This is a genomic window from Streptomyces inhibens, assembly GCF_022221585.1.
In the GTDB taxonomy this organism is placed as follows: domain Bacteria; phylum Actinomycetota; class Actinomycetes; order Streptomycetales; family Streptomycetaceae; genus Streptomyces; species Streptomyces inhibens.
This window is the reverse complement of sequence record NZ_CP084681.1, coordinates 1,178,906-1,192,724: the sequence shown is the minus strand read 5'-3', so window position 1 is coordinate 1,192,724 and position 13,819 is coordinate 1,178,906. Positions and strand designations below refer to the sequence as shown.

Here is a 13,819-nt window from a genome sequence, read left to right as displayed (position 1 = left end):
CTCGCCACTGCGTCACTCTCCACCGCTACGCAGCCCCAGCGCGGTGACGGCAGGGGCGCAGCGTCAAGATCCACGGCACCTTGATCGGGGGCTCGCGGGAAGCCGCTGGCAAGCAGCGGTGCCCGGCTTGGCGCACCCCGGTTCACGGGCCCGGAAGGCCGCGGGCCGGCGACGCGGGCGGAGAGTCCGGGCATGCGTCGGCTATTCACCATTAGAGGTAATATTTTCGACAAATTTGGCACAATTCGACAACTCTCCGGGGGCAGAGCAACATGTGCTTGTGGGAGGTGCACAGATGATCGCGAGCCTCAGGTATTGGGCGGCGCGGCCGGTCGGCGGGCGCCGGGGGCGACCCCTCCGCGGTCGACAGCCATGAGCTCAGATGACTTCATATTCTCTTGGCTACCGGCGAGTAGCTGGCCGTCAGTGCACATCGCCCTTCTCGGCGGTTTCGACCTCGTGGTCGGCGATGTCCCGGTGACGGTCCCGGTCGGCTCGAAGCGACTTCTTGCGTTTATCGCGCTCAACGGCCGTGCCGCTGCCCCTCGGTCTCTGGTCGCCGGGAGTCTTTGGCCCGAAGCATCCGAGCAGTGTGCGTACGCGAACCTGCGGTCGGCGCTGTCGCGCCTGCGCGGCATCGGCAGGAAAGCCCTGGAGGTCTGCCCTACCGAGGTGCGCCTCGCGCGGGAGGTCACCGTCGATCTGTACCGCGCCCGGTCGCTGGCCCAGCGCATACTCGACCCCCATGTCCCGGCCGAGGACCTCAAGCTCAACGCGGCGACCGTCGACCAGTTCTCCGACGACCTGCTGCCCGGCTGGTACGACGAGTGGGCATTGCCGGAGGCGGAGCAATGGCAGCAGCTTCGACTCCACGCCCTGGAGTCACTGGCGGGAGCTTTCATCGACGCGCAGCAGTTCGCCGGGGCGGTGGCGGCCGCCCACGCGGCCGTACAGGCGAATCCGCTGCGGGAGAGCAGCCAGGCCTTGCTGATCCGCGCGTACCTGGCGGAAGGAAACCCGTCCGAGGCGCTGGACGGCTTCGAACGCTACGCGCACCGTCTCCGCGACGAGCTCGGACTTCGCCCCACCCCGCGACTGCGTCAACTGGTGGACGGACTGCAGTGGCCGCACTCCGGCCGGTGACAAATCCCGGTGGCGGTGAGGGTACGGCCAGTTCCCTTTCGGTGTTGTGAGCATCCAGTCGTCCAGTCGTCCAGGCGTCCGGTCATCCGCTACTGAATCGGTGAGGCTCGGCACACCGAAAACAAAGTGGTTGGTGAAGGCTGCTGTTGGCGTGCCCACCGCTTGGCGCGCCTGGGTGCGCCACCGCATCGGCGGCTCGCCCAGGCGCTGTTCTTCGTCGGCCTTCGGGACATTCGTGGGCGTCCGGCTGCAACTCCTCGCGCTGGACGGCGAACTCGTTGCCGTGACGTGAAGCGGGACCCCGAGGCCGGACGCTCCGGCGGCTTCGGCGCTTTCGTCGTCCGCAGTCCCCTTGTCACGGACCGCTCGATCAACCATTCGGCTCAATAGAGTGTCTGTACGGCAATGAGTGTATTTATTCTGATTTGGCGGCGGTGATCCGCTCAATGACCAGGTGATCCGCCAGTGAATCCGCCGAATGTCCGAGACCCGTGATCGAGGGAGCATTGTGGAGCCACGCGAGGCCTCGGACGAGATCGGCCTGGAAAGAGCCGACGAAGGCGAGGCGCCCAGAGAGTCCGCAGCCGTCCGCGCGCTGCCGCCCGCGCCGCACGGGTCCTGGTCACTGCTGTCGCGGATCGTGATCGCGGGGGCCATCGCGGTGATGGCGATCGGCGTCACGCTCCACCTGGTCTTGGTTTTCCTGTACGTCGCCCCACCGAACGCCATCAGCAAGCAGTTCGGCGGGCTGGTCAACGGCTACGTCTATCCGGAGTTCGATCAGAACTGGCAGCTGTTCGCCCCGAACCCGCTCCAGATGAACATCGCCGTGCATGCGCGCGCCGAGGTCGAGCTCCCCGACGGCTCCAGGCGCCTGACGGGCTGGGTGGGCCTGACCGCCCAGGACATCCGCGCGATCAGGGACAATCCGGCGCCCAGCCACGCGCACCAGAACATGCTGCGCCAGGCCTGGGACTTCTACAACAGGACGCACGATGCCAAGGGGAGAGCGGTCGGCCTGCGCGGCGAGCTCTCCGAGGCCTACGTGCGTCGGATCGCGGCACACCGGCTCGGACCGCGGCGAGACGGCGGCCAAGTGGTCAAGGTGCAGATCTACGCGACGAACACCCCGATTCCCGCGCCGAAGTGGAGCGACCAGCGCGAGAACACCCAGACGGGCTACCAGATGCTTCCGTGGTGGCCGGTCTCCAAGGAGGAGTTCCAGTGAGCGTCGAGAAGGACATCGCCCGGGCGCCCTCACCCTTCAAGGGCTTGAGCACGAAGCTCGATGCGGGGATCGCCAGGGGTCTGAACAAGATCACGGGTGCGGCGCTCGCGCCTTACCAGGCCGCAGTCGTCCGGATCGGCTTCGCGCTGACCTTCGCGCTCTACCTCATCCGCGAGTGGCCGCACCGGATGGAGCTGTACGGCACCACCAGCCCGTGGGGATTCGACCTCGCCCATCGCCTTACCGCCTCGAACAACGCGTTCACGGTGCTGCTGTGGTCGAACGACAGGCTGTGGTTCGAGCTGGTCTACCACGGGGTGATCGCCGCGAGCGTGCTGCTGCTCCTGGGGTGGCATACCCGCACGATGTCGTTGCTGTTCATGATCGGGGTGTTGTCGCTCCTGAACCGCAACGTCCTCCTGGGTGACGGCGGCGACACCCTCGTACATCTGATCTCGAGCTACCTGGTGCTGACGCGGTGCGGGCAGGTGTGGTCGCTGGACGCGCGGCGGCGGGAGCGTGCGGCGGCGCTGAGTGGCGATGGCGGCGATCGGGTGAGCGTGGCCCTGTGGGCATGCTCCGGCGTGGGTCTCGCGGTCGCACAAGTGACGGGATTCGCGAAGATCCCGTGGGGTTGGGTACTGATTCTCTGGGGGCTGTGGTCGATCCAGGCCCTGTGGTTCTTGGCGCGGCGGAGTCGTTACTCCGAGTTGCGGGCGCTGTTGAATGTGATCGCCAACCTCACCCACAACGCGGCGATGCTGGTGATCGCCGCCCAGGTGTGCCTGCTCTATGCCACGGCCGGCTGGTACAAGATTCAGGGCCCGCGCTGGCAGGACGGAACCGCCCTGCACTACCCGCTTCATCTGGACTACTTCAGCCCGTGGACCCCGCTGTCCCAGGTGCTCGACAGCCGCTCACTGGTGGTCACGATGATCACCTACGGCACCGTGATCGCGCAGGTCGCCTTCCCCTTCACCCTCCTCAACCGCCGAGTGAAGAACGTGCTGCTCGCGGTCCTGATGACCGAACACGCAACGATCGCGGTGATCTGCGGCTTGCCGTTCTTCTCGCTGGCGATGATCGTCGCGGATATGGTCTTCCTGCCGACGAACTTCCTGCGCTGGATCGGGTCGAGGGCGTCGGCCGCGCGGGGCAGCGTTACCGGGCGACTACGCCGCAGCAAGGACCCACAGGCTGCCGAAGCGAAGGCCGGAGTGTGACCATCTGACGCCCAGGGCCGTGTCAAACACCGAGGCCAAGCCTCGCCGCGGTCGGCCGTGCGGATCGTCATCTGTCGGAAACGTCAAATGTCCCTCCGGCGGAATCGGGCCCGTGCTGGGAACGAACCGCCGGAGGGACCATGCGCTCGGGGCATGAGCCGGGAGCGCTGCAAAGCGTGTGGCTTGCCTTGCCTCAGCCGATGGTGGCGCCGGTGCTGGTGGCACCGGTGGTGCCGCCTCCGCCGCCTCCGCCGATGGTGGCGCCGGTCGTGGTGGCACCGGTGGTGCCGCCTCCGCCGCCTCCGCCGATGGTGGCGCCGGTGCTGGTGGCACCGGTGGTGCCTCCGCCGCCTCCGCCGATGGTGGCGCCGGTCGTGGTGGCACCGGTGGTGCCGCCTCCGCCGCCTCCGCCGATCGTGGCGCCGGTCGTGGTGGCACCGGTGGTGCCGCCTCCGCCTCCGCCGATGGTGGCGCCGGTCGTGGTGGCACCGGTGGTGCCGCCTCCGCCGCCTCCGCCGATCGTGGCGCCGGTCGTGGTGGCACCTGTCGTGCCGCCTCCGCCTCCGCCGATCGTGGCGCCGGTGCTGGTAGCACCCGTGGTGCCGCCGCCGGTAATGGTGGCGCCGGTGCTGGTGGCGCCGGTCGTGGTGCTGGCGCCGGTTGTCACGGTGGCGCCGGTCGTGGTGGCGCCGGTCGTGGTGCTGGCGCCGGTCGTCACGGTGGCGCCGGTGGTGGTGGCGCCTGTGGTGCCGCCTCCGCCTCCGCCGATGGTGGCGCCTGTGGTGGTGGCGCCCGTGGTTCCACCGCGACCCGGAAGCCTGCATCCCACCGGGAACGCGACGAGCTTGCCGTTCACGATGCGGAACTTGCAGATCACGGCTGGTGCCCTGTTCGACGATGTCGTCGAAGCCTTTGTCGCCTTTGCGGCCTTCGTTGTCTGAGGTGCTGTCTCAGCGCTCATCGCGCCTATCGCGCCCACCGTTCCGGTGAGCGTCACGGCCAGGAAAGACGCACCGACCACGTGGGGTATGCGCTTCCGGATGTTCCTCGTCATGATGCCTCCTCTTGATGGATGGCCGTGGTACCTCCATCAGCGTGGGAGGTCGGCCATGACGGCGGCGTTGATCCGGCGTGACCCTCGCGTGACGCCGCCTGGTACCGGCGGCCCAGGGAGCCGACATCTCGTGCTGCCAGTCCGTCTCGGGCGAGCTGATCCATCCCTGGAACCGGTCGCGTTCGACCAGGTCGATTCGGTGCGCCAATCAGCAGGAGGAAGCCGGAGCAAGAAGCTGCCCTCCGCCCCGCTCACCCCGCCGCGCGACGCCGGAGGGCCGGAGCCAGGGGCAGCTGGCACAGGGCCGCGACGAGGGACAAGGCGGCGCAGGACAGCCAGAGGGTCGTGGAGCCGATGACAAGGAGGCGGGTGCCGGCGATCGGTGCGATGAGGAAACCGGTGCCCCAGGCCATGCCGATCAGGCCGTTGTACCGGCCACGGAGATGGGCGGGAGCGAGGTCGGCGACGACGGCAGCGGTGACGGCGAAGACGAGGATCTCGCCGAGCGTCGACACTGCGACGGCGAGACCGTACAAGACGGTCGCCGACGCGGCGGCCGCCACGGCGTTGCCGCAGGCCGCGATGGTGAACCCGGTGGCGAGCCCCCGGCTCTTGTCGAAATCGGCCGGTGGCCTGTCTTCGGTTGTGATCATTGGGCTTTGAGGAGGCCGCTGATCCAGATGGTCGCTGCGCGGAGGTGCAGTCCGGCGAGGTAGCTCTCGGGCGTCTTGTCGTAGCGGGTGGCGATGCCCCGCCAGGCCTTCATCCGGTTGATGGCCCGCCCGACGGTGTTGCGGTCGGGGTAGAGGAGGGCGTCGTGGGTGATGGGCCTGCCGCCCCGGCTGCCCTTCTTCCTGCGGTTGGCGGCCTGGTCCTTCTTCTCCGGGATGACGGCCTTGATATGGCGTTTGCGCAGGTGAGCGCGGTTGGCGCGGGAGGAGTACGCCTTGTCGCCAGCCACGGCGGCGGGCCTGATGCGGGGACGGCCGACGGGCAGACGTACGCGGACCTTGTTCAGGACGGGGATGAACTGGGGGTTGTCGGCGGCCTGCCCAGCGGTGAGCATCAGTGCCATCGGCCGGCACCGCCGATCGGCGGCCGGGTGGATCTTGCTGGTCAGCCCGTCGCGGGACGGGCCGAGGAGGGCGGCCGTGAGCCGGGCGCGCCGTCTTTGGCGGGTACGCCGCCGTTCGACCCGGCCCGGGTCGCTTTTGCCATCCTGCCCGTCTTGTTCCTCGCCGGCTCCCCTTTTTGTGAGGCCGCCTCTTCGAACGCGGCCAGCGTCTCCTCGCTGACCCGCATACCGGCCGCATCGTGATGAGCCCACGTGGTGGTGGAGTCCACGCTGCTGACCAGGGTCATGTCGATCTCGTCCCTGCGGGCAGCCTCGGTGATCAACGCCTCCAGCAGTGCCTGGAAGGCGCCCGCGTCGCGCCCTCGCATGAAGCGGTTGTGGACCGTCTGCCAGGCGCCGAACCGCTCGGGCATCTCCCGCCATTGGCTGCCGGGTGCGGAAGCGCCAGATCACTCCCTCGAACTGCTCACGCAGCCGCTCGGGATACGGGCCGAACCTTCCGACCGGCAGGAACGGCCCGATGAACTCCCAGTTTGCGTCGATGAGTTGTGTGCGTGTCACACCACCGTCCTACCGAGCCGGCGGCCCCACCGGATCCAAAACTCGGATTCTGATTTCCCCTACAGACAGTCCCTAACCCGGTCCACGTAAAAGGGGCTTGGGGCTCGTGGCTTGAGCTTCGGGAGCGTTTCGCCGCTATGTGCGCATGGTTGAGCTGGGCCTTCGTGAAAGAGGCCGGGCGCGACCGGGTGCGGGACCCGAGCTTCGGGCCCGGCCTTCGCGGACGGCGTGAACCGCGCGTGACGCCCCGGGGGGCCTCGCTCGTCGTCGCGTCCGCTACTGCGCGCCCAGGAGCTGGAGGATCCCGTTCACCGCTTCCACGATCGGCACGCCCAGCGCCCCGGCGGTCGCGGCGACGCCGGCGACGGCCATCAGGGCGCGGGTGCGGACCTGCGGCTGGACCACGGCGTTGGGGGCGAGGACCGGCAGGGATTCGTCGATCGTCTGCGCGCCCAGAGGCGACACCTCCGCGCGCAGGTGTCGCAGCTGCGTCGTCAACGCTGCGATGGCGGAGCGCAGTTCAGGGTCCATGGCGGCCGGCGCCGCGTTCTTCACCATGCCGGTGTTGTTCTTGCCGCCGTGCATGGTGACGTTGTCACCGAGGTAGTAGTTGTCGCCGGTCATGACTTCGCCATCCCCACGTTGCCCGATCCGCCGTACATATTGACGTTGTCGCCGAAGTGGTAGTTCCTGGGATTGATCAGGAGCGTCTCGGCCTTCACCTGGAACTCGATCTCGGGGTTCTCGATCCAGTTCACGACCTGGCCGACGAGCTCATTGAGATGCTGGGTGTTTTTGCTGGTCACCAGGGCAGTCGACGCGCCGGACGTCTCGACGGCCAGCACCCAGTGGGAGGCGGCGGTCAGGACCGCCCCCAAATCCCCGGCGCAGTAGACCAGCGACACAACGGCGCCGATCCAGACGAGTCGGGTGATCGTTTGCGAGGCATCCTCGTCGCTGGCGAAGCCGGTGATTCCGTTGAGGATCATTAGGGCGAAGACCACCGACAGGACGATTCCGACGCGCTTGAGGAAGAGCACGGTCGCCTCACCGCGCCGTGGGGTGAGCAGGAACGTGTACACCCGCGTAATGTTCTGCAGCGGGTAGGCGGCGCCGCCTACCCACAGCAGCCGTTTGCTGGTCCGCAGGTCGACGCCGCCCGCCAGGTGCGGGGGTAACGACGGCGGGGGCGGGGGAGCGACTCGGTTGTGCCAGGGCCTGTCGCTACTGGACGCCTTGGACCGTAACGTCGGCGGGGGCTGCTGCCGCGCCATCTCCGGGTTCTGGGGTCTGTCCATGCCCTGTTGATGCCCCCCTGAGGCGTGTGATGCCCGTCACTGGGGGGTGAACTTTAGTGGGGCGGAAGCGAACACCGCCGCTCCTTTCTGGGAAAAGATGGCGCAACGCAGGACGGAGGCTGCCCACTTCATAGGCATCGCCGACGCGGTCCGCGTCCGCACGCCTGGCCTCGGCGGTCGCGGCCACGATCCGCGCGGGCGGCCCACACCTTGATCCGAACGAGGAACATGTCCTAGGAGTTGTCTTCAATTGTCACGCCCACATCAGGAGCGATGCGAGGGTGGCGGCTGGTTGGTAGGACTGGGCGGTCTTGTCGGCCAGGTCCGGATGGCCTTGGAGCTGTAACTCTTGTCGCCCAGGACGTGGGTGGGCCGGGTCCGTGGTCGTCCCGGGCCGATGCGGGGCACCCGCATCGCCTCCATCACCGCGGTGAACCGGAGCCCCCTTTTCGGGCACCGGCAGCGTGCTGGTGGACGCGCACGACCGTGGAGTCGACCGACACGAGCCAGTCGATGTCACAGGCCGCGTCCGCCCGGGCCTGGACGGCCCGGAGCATCCGCTCGAAGGTGCCGTTCAGGGCCCAGTGGTGGAAGCGGGTGTGCAACCTGGCCCACGGGCCGTACCGCTCGGGAACGTCCCGCCGGGCCGTGCCGGTACGGAACTTCCACACGATCCCGTTGAGCACGGTGCGGTCGTCCAACCGCTTCCGACCCCGCAACGACTCAGGCAACAGCGGCCGGATGAACTCCCGCTCAGCATCGGGCAGTTCATGACGATGTATCACCCGACCGTGATCCACCACCCGAGATCATTTGAAGACAGGCCTAGGACTCGTCCGCGACGGACTGCCGGAGGAACGTGTCGACGGTCCGGGTGAAGTGCTCGGGGTCGTCGAGCCACGGGTAGTGGCCGCTGCCGGGCTGTACGGTCAGTTCGGCCTGGGGGAACAGCTGCGCCGCGGCGGCGGCGATGCGGGGCCGCGGACCGCCGTCCAGCTCACCGGCCAGGACCAGAACCGGCGCGCGCAACGCGGCAATGGCGGCGCGTGTGGCGGCGGGCTCGAAGGCGCCGGACGACGCGTAGATCTCGGCGGCCTCCTCATTGCACTGTTCCACCTCCAACGCGGCGTGTGCCTGGGCGGCCGCGTCCCAACGTCCGTAGAAGAAGGGGGTGGCGGCGTCGAATTCGGCGTCGGTCGCGGTGCCGGCCCAGATGGCTTCGAAGGCGTCGCGGGCGGACCCGAACCATGGCTCGGCCGTGCGCAGGGCGGCCGCCTCCAGGCGGTGCTCCACGGTGAAGTCGACACCGAGCGCGCGGGCACGGGCGGTGATCAGAGAGAGGGTACGTATGCGCTCGGGATACCGGGCCGCGTAGAGAAGGGCGAGATCGCCGGCCGCCGAGTGGGCGAGGACGTCAACGCGGTCCAGGCCGAGGTGGCGGCGCAGCGCCTCGACGTCGAGGACCTGCCGGTCGCAGCGGTACGTGGCCGGGTCGACGGGGATTCCGGAGTCGCCGGTGCCACGCAGATCGAGCATGACCAACTGCCGTTGCTTCGACAGTCCACCGAGGTCGCCGAGGTAGGCGGAGGCGCGCATGGGCCCACCCGGCAGGCAGAACAGTGGCTCGCCCTCACCCATGACATGAAAGGCGAGGGCGGTTCCGTCGGGAGCGGTGAAGGTAGGCATGGCGCCATCCTCATGACCGCGAGGCGACCTCGGCAAGCGGTTTGCAGCGGCGGATGTGCGGCCCCGCCGCCTGCCACCAGGCATTCTGCATAACGTGACATTGTACGCTGGTCCTCCGCGCCAACTCGGAGGACCACGATGGGTGAACTCAAGCACCGCAGCCTGATCACTGCTCAGGAGCGGCTCCGCGACCAGGTCGCCCATCAGCTGCGTGCCGCTCTGATAGCGGGCGAACTCCGCCCGGGATCGGTCTACTCGGCCCCGGGCCTCGCCGCCGACTTCGGCGTCTCCGCGACGCCCGTGCGCGAGGCGATGCTGGACCTCGCCCGTGAGGGGCTGGTCGAACCCGTACGCAACAAGGGCTTCCGGATCACCGAGGTCAGCGAGCGCGATCTCGATCAGTACACCGAGATCCGCGCGCTGATCGAGGCCCCGGTCATCGGCCGGATCACCCGCACCGCCACCCGCGAACAGCTCGAAGCGCTGCGCCCGATCGCCCAGGAGATCGTCGCCGCCGCCCGCGCGCACGACCTGATCGGCTACCTGGAGGCCGACCGCCGTTTCCACCTCGAACTGCTGGGCCTGAGCGGCAACGACCGCCTCGTCGAGACGGTCGGCGACCTGCGCAAGCGCTCCCGCCTCTACGGCCTCACCCGCCTCGATGAACGCAACCAGCTGCTGCCCTCCGCCGAGGAGCATCTCGAACTCCTCGATCTGATGCTGACGGGGGACGCCGAGGCGGCGGAGGACTGCATGGCCCGCCATCTCGGGCATATCCGCTCCCTGTGGGCCCAGGGACGCGATGACCGCACGGTGCCGCACCCCGAGGGCAGGCAGGGCCTCCGTCAGGGCTGACGGCCCGCCGGGTCTTCCGTCATCTCGACACCTTCTGACAAGAAGGCGTCTGAGGTCTTGTCAGTGCAATTTCACATTACTATGTTACGGGTCGCACCTCGTGGAGTGAAGGCTCTTGCCTTTCCCCTCGCTCAACCCCCCACACTCTCCCGGAGGTTCAGGTGTTACACCCACATACACCGCGCAGACTCCTGCTGGCCGCGACCCTCGCCACCACCCTCGCCCTGCCGGCCATCCAGACCGCGCAGGCCGCATCCCCATCCAGCGCACCCACCCAGCAGGCACAGCCCAGGCAGCCCCGGGCCGCGGCAGCCCCCACCGCCGACAACCCCTTCGACCACGTCCAACACCTCGCCAGGCAGCCCAAGTTCGACGCGTCACCCGCGCCGGCGCCCCGTTCCCTCACCAAGAACGGCCGCGTACCGGGGCCCCAGACCAAGAAGACCGGCACCGCGCACCACGCGAGACCGGCCGTCGCACCCTGCACCCTCGACGGGATCACCGGCCTGAGCCCCGAGCAGTTCGCGGACTTTCTCGCCGACCCCGCCGTCACCGCCGACGACTGTCTGCGCAAGCTCGTCTGGAACTGGGACCCCCGGCTCATACCCGTGATGTCCGATGCCCACGTCCAGGCCGTGGCCCAGCGCATCGTCAGTCTCGCCGCCGCCCACGACGGCAAGAACACCAGCCACCTGTACGAGATGTTCACATACCTGCACGCGGTGGCGTACCAGGACTTCTCCCACGACGAGATCGACACCACCGACGAACCGACCGTCAACGCGGTACGCGCCGCGGTCGACGCCTTCGGCGCCGCGGCCCACACCTTCGACGCCACCGCGGAGAACGGCAACACCCTGCGGGAGGCCCTGTACGGCGTGGGCCCGGGCGGACGTCAGTACCAACTCGGCCTGATCAAGAAGGTCCTGGCCACCATGGACCCGCAGCACACCGGCACCAACAAGGACCGCGCCTGGGGCGGCGCCGCCCTCTCCGCCCTCTCGCTGAACTACCTCGGCGTCTACTCCGGCAACCAGGACACCAAGTTCCAGGCAGCGGTCGTCGCCGACCCGGCCTACCGTGCCACCTTCAAGGGCTTCGTGGACTACACCCACCTCAAGGGGACCGAAAACGCATGGGTCGTGCGTGACGCGCTCCTTGAGTACGGCCGGTTCGGCGAGATCGCGTCCCTCAAGCCGGACATCGTCAAGGACCTCGGTGAGCTTCTCGGCACCACCGTCCAGAACTTCGGCGAGGGCAGCGAACCCTGGGGCAAGGTCGCCACGTGGCTCAACACCTTCGACGCCTGCAAGCCGTACAACGTCTGCAAGGAGGACATCGAGAAGAAGATCTTCCCGAACACGTACTCCTACGACAGCGGCGCCATCAAGGTCCGCACCGCCCTCGACCGCGCCACCGTCGACCAGCTCTACTACGCCTCCAAGCAGGTCCGGGCGCAGTTCCACCGGGTGCTCGGCACCGACAAGCCGCTGGACGGCGACACCAACACCACGCTCAACATCGTCCTGTACGCCTCGCGCGTCGACTACGAGGTCTACCACCCGCTGCTCACCGGCATGGGCACCAACAACGGCGGCGTCTACATCGAGAAGGGCGCGACCTTCTACACCTACCAGCGCCGCGTCCCCCAGGACTCCACGCTCACCCTCGAAGAGCTCTTCCGGCACGAGTACGTCCACTACCTCAACGGCCGCTTCGCCGTGCCCGGCTCCTTCGGCGAAGGCCCCTGGTACGAGGGCGACCGCACCACCGCCATGGACGAGGGCAGCGCCGAGTTCTTCGACGGCGCAACCCGCGACGACGGCATCGCCGTCCGCCAGTCGCTCGTCAAGGGCATCATCGCGGACACCTCGAACGGCGGCCCGCGGATGAGCGTCGCCCAGCTGCTGCACGCGACCTACAACGGCGACGGCTTCCGCTTCTACAACTACGCCGGCACGTTCTTCGAGTTCCTGTGGCGCGACCACCCCGCGAAACTCCAGGAGATGTACAGGTTTCTGCGGGCGAACGATCCGGCCGCCTTCGACGCCTGGCGCAACCAGCAGGGGTCGGACACAGCGCTCCAGCAGCAGTACGACGCCTTCCTCGACGACCAGATCGCCAAGGTCGACGACCTGTACGTCCCCAACACCAAGTTCACCCCCAACGACTCCCTGAAGTTCGCCAAGGCGGACGAGGTGCAGGGCGCCTTCGCCGCGGCCACCCAGAACACGCCCGCGTGCAAGGACGATGGCGACCCGGCTTACGGCCGCTTCGTGTGCACCGGCCGGATCACCGCCAACCTTGGCAACTCCGGCGATCCCAGCCAGGTCTTCAAGGACATGTCCGAGACGGTCGACAACTTCCTCCTCGACCGCTCAAAGCCCGCCGCCAACAACTTCACCGACATGAACTGCTCCTTCGGCCCGACCACCTTCTGGTCCTCGGGCCAGGCGGGCACCGCGGACTTCAGCTGCGAGGGGCCGCTGCGGCGGTGACCGCGTAGCGGGCGGCCGACCGGCGGGCAACAGGCCGGTCGGCCCCTGTTGCGCGGGGCCGCGGACCTTTCACGCCGGAGATGTCACGTCGGGCAGGCGGCGGCAGTCCGTCCACCGAGGAGGCATCATGCGGCACTCTCCGCACCTTGTCAGTGAGGTGATGACGCAGACCGTGGTCGCGGTCGGCGAGGAGGCGCGGTTCAAGGAAATCGTCGAGACCGTGGGGCAGTGGAAGGTCAGCGCGCTTCCGGTGCCGGCGGGGGAGGGGCGGGTGGTCGGGGTGGTCTCCGAGGCCGATCCGCTGCCCAAGGAGGATCTTGCCCAGGCCGCGCGGACGATGGCGCACAAGTCGGTGAAGCGGCTGCCGGTCGTGGACGGCGAGGGGATGCTTCAGGGGATCGTCAGCCGGGCCGATCTGCTGAAGGTCTTTCTGCGCTCCGACGACGATCTGGCGCAGGAGGTCCGCGAGGAGATCGTGGGCCGGCTGTTCCCGGCGCCTGCCGAGATCTGCGGGTCACGGTGGTGGACGGAGTGGTCACGCTGAGCGGGCGGGTCCGGGACACCTCGCTCATTCCGGTCGCGGCGCGTCTGGTGCGGGCGGTCGAGGGAGTTGTGGACATCGAATTCGACGTCACCGGTCCCGTGACGGGAGGGAGGGAACCACCGGCGGGCGGCCCGCACCGCTGACCGCGAGTTCCCGTTGCCGTTCCGTGGTCTCCGACGCGCCGTCCAGGATGTCGAAGCTGTCGCCGAGGCCGACGGTCCGCAGGATCCACCGGAAGTGGGGATCGGTGACGACCAGGGTCAGCCGGCCGCCGTGTTCGCGGACCCGGCGGCGGGCCCGGCACAGCACCGCGATGCCGCCGCAGTCGAGGAAGTCCACCCGGTCCAGGTCGAGCACCAAGTGCGGCCGCATCCCGGCCGTCACGGGGTCGAGGCGCCTATTGGTGGGCGCTGCGCTCACGTAGTCCAGTTCTCCCGAGAGTTCGACGACGGTCGGCGCGCCCAGGGAGCGCCCTGTCCCGCCATTCGTCGGCTGCCGCAGCATTATGGCTCTCACCTGTCCGTACGATCCGGCACCTGTCCGTACGATCCGGTCTCCATGACCCGGTCTCATTCCCATGCCACCATGAAAAACGCCTGACGTGGTGGGCCGCCAGGGCCGTGCGGGCCAAGCCGGAGGGGGCCGGTCGGCCCT

13 protein-coding genes and 2 pseudogenes are annotated in these 13,819 nt (G+C 68.5%); 7 read left to right on the top strand and 8 right to left on the bottom strand.

Features of this window, described 5'->3' with window-relative positions:
• The first annotated feature begins 426 nt into the window (after positions 1-426).
• The 4 genes from KI385_RS05645 to KI385_RS05630 all read left to right on the top strand — a co-directional run bounded on the left by KI385_RS05645 (position 427) and on the right by KI385_RS05630 (position 3,594).
• Positions 427-1,143, top strand: a complete 717-nt coding sequence (locus tag KI385_RS05645; protein ID WP_238571117.1) for an AfsR/SARP family transcriptional regulator — start codon at positions 427-429, stop codon at positions 1,141-1,143.
• 133 nt (positions 1,144-1,276) lie between these two features.
• Positions 1,277-1,435 (top strand): hypothetical protein, encoded by a 159-nt coding sequence (locus KI385_RS05640; protein WP_238571116.1) that lies wholly within the window; start codon positions 1,277-1,279, stop codon positions 1,433-1,435.
• A 216-nt stretch (positions 1,436-1,651) separates the two neighbouring features.
• Positions 1,652-2,371 (top strand): DUF5819 family protein, encoded by a 720-nt coding sequence (locus KI385_RS05635; RefSeq protein ID WP_342593436.1) that lies wholly within the window; start codon positions 1,652-1,654, stop codon positions 2,369-2,371.
• On the top strand, positions 2,368-3,594 hold the full coding sequence (locus KI385_RS05630) for an HTTM domain-containing protein (protein ID WP_238571115.1): 1,227 nt from the start codon (positions 2,368-2,370) through the stop codon (positions 3,592-3,594). Before KI385_RS05635 ends, KI385_RS05630 begins: the two co-directional genes overlap by 4 nt.
• 193 nt (positions 3,595-3,787) lie before the next feature.
• Here the strand turns inward: KI385_RS05630 and KI385_RS05625 are convergent, their stop codons facing one another.
• The 7 genes and pseudogenes from KI385_RS05625 to KI385_RS05595 all read right to left on the bottom strand — a co-directional run bounded on the left by KI385_RS05625 (position 3,788) and on the right by KI385_RS05595 (position 9,268).
• Positions 3,788-4,471, bottom strand: coding sequence for a hypothetical protein (locus tag KI385_RS05625; RefSeq protein WP_238571114.1), 684 nt, complete (start codon positions 4,469-4,471; stop codon positions 3,788-3,790).
• 428 nt (positions 4,472-4,899) lie between these two features.
• The gene (locus tag KI385_RS05620; RefSeq protein ID WP_238571113.1) at positions 4,900-5,301 is read right to left on the bottom strand and encodes an MFS transporter; all 402 of its coding nucleotides are present in this window, start codon (positions 5,299-5,301) and stop codon (positions 4,900-4,902) included.
• Positions 5,298-6,284 (bottom strand): annotated as a pseudogene (locus tag KI385_RS05615) (IS5 family transposase). The gene KI385_RS05620 and the pseudogene KI385_RS05615 overlap by 4 nt, the downstream one beginning before the upstream one ends.
• Positions 6,285-6,560: 276 nt before the next feature.
• A complete protein-coding gene (locus tag KI385_RS05610; RefSeq protein ID WP_238571112.1) occupies positions 6,561-6,908 on the bottom strand; it encodes a hypothetical protein in 348 nt (115 codons plus the stop codon).
• On the bottom strand, positions 6,905-7,582 hold the full coding sequence (locus KI385_RS05605; RefSeq protein ID WP_238571111.1) for a DUF6232 family protein: 678 nt from the start codon (positions 7,580-7,582) through the stop codon (positions 6,905-6,907). Before KI385_RS05605 ends, KI385_RS05610 begins: the two co-directional genes overlap by 4 nt.
• A 422-nt stretch (positions 7,583-8,004) precedes the next feature.
• Positions 8,005-8,367 carry a transposase gene (locus KI385_RS05600; RefSeq protein WP_238571110.1) on the bottom strand — a complete coding sequence of 121 codons (363 nt, stop codon included), beginning with the start codon at positions 8,365-8,367 and terminating at the stop codon, positions 8,005-8,007.
• A 40-nt stretch (positions 8,368-8,407) separates the two neighbouring features.
• On the bottom strand, positions 8,408-9,268 hold the full coding sequence (locus KI385_RS05595) for an alpha/beta fold hydrolase (protein WP_238571109.1): 861 nt from the start codon (positions 9,266-9,268) through the stop codon (positions 8,408-8,410).
• A gap of 138 nt (positions 9,269-9,406) precedes the next feature.
• Between KI385_RS05595 and KI385_RS05590 the strand changes: the two genes are divergently transcribed.
• The 3 genes and pseudogenes from KI385_RS05590 to KI385_RS05580 all read left to right on the top strand — a co-directional run bounded on the left by KI385_RS05590 (position 9,407) and on the right by KI385_RS05580 (position 13,308).
• Positions 9,407-10,123, top strand: coding sequence for a GntR family transcriptional regulator (locus KI385_RS05590; protein WP_238571108.1), 717 nt, complete (start codon positions 9,407-9,409; stop codon positions 10,121-10,123).
• Positions 10,124-10,284: 161 nt separating this feature from the next.
• Positions 10,285-12,621 (top strand): collagenase, encoded by a 2,337-nt coding sequence (locus KI385_RS05585; protein ID WP_238571107.1) that lies wholly within the window; start codon positions 10,285-10,287, stop codon positions 12,619-12,621.
• Positions 12,622-12,748: 127 nt separating this feature from the next.
• A pseudogene (locus tag KI385_RS05580) lies at positions 12,749-13,308 on the top strand (CBS domain-containing protein).
• Here the strand turns inward: KI385_RS05580 and KI385_RS05575 are convergent.
• Entirely contained in the window at positions 13,253-13,681 is a 429-nt protein-coding gene (locus KI385_RS05575) for an STAS domain-containing protein (RefSeq protein ID WP_238571106.1), read from the bottom strand. The pseudogene KI385_RS05580 and the gene KI385_RS05575 sit on opposite strands and share 56 nt — an antisense overlap.
• Between the last annotated feature and the right edge of the window lie 138 nt (positions 13,682-13,819).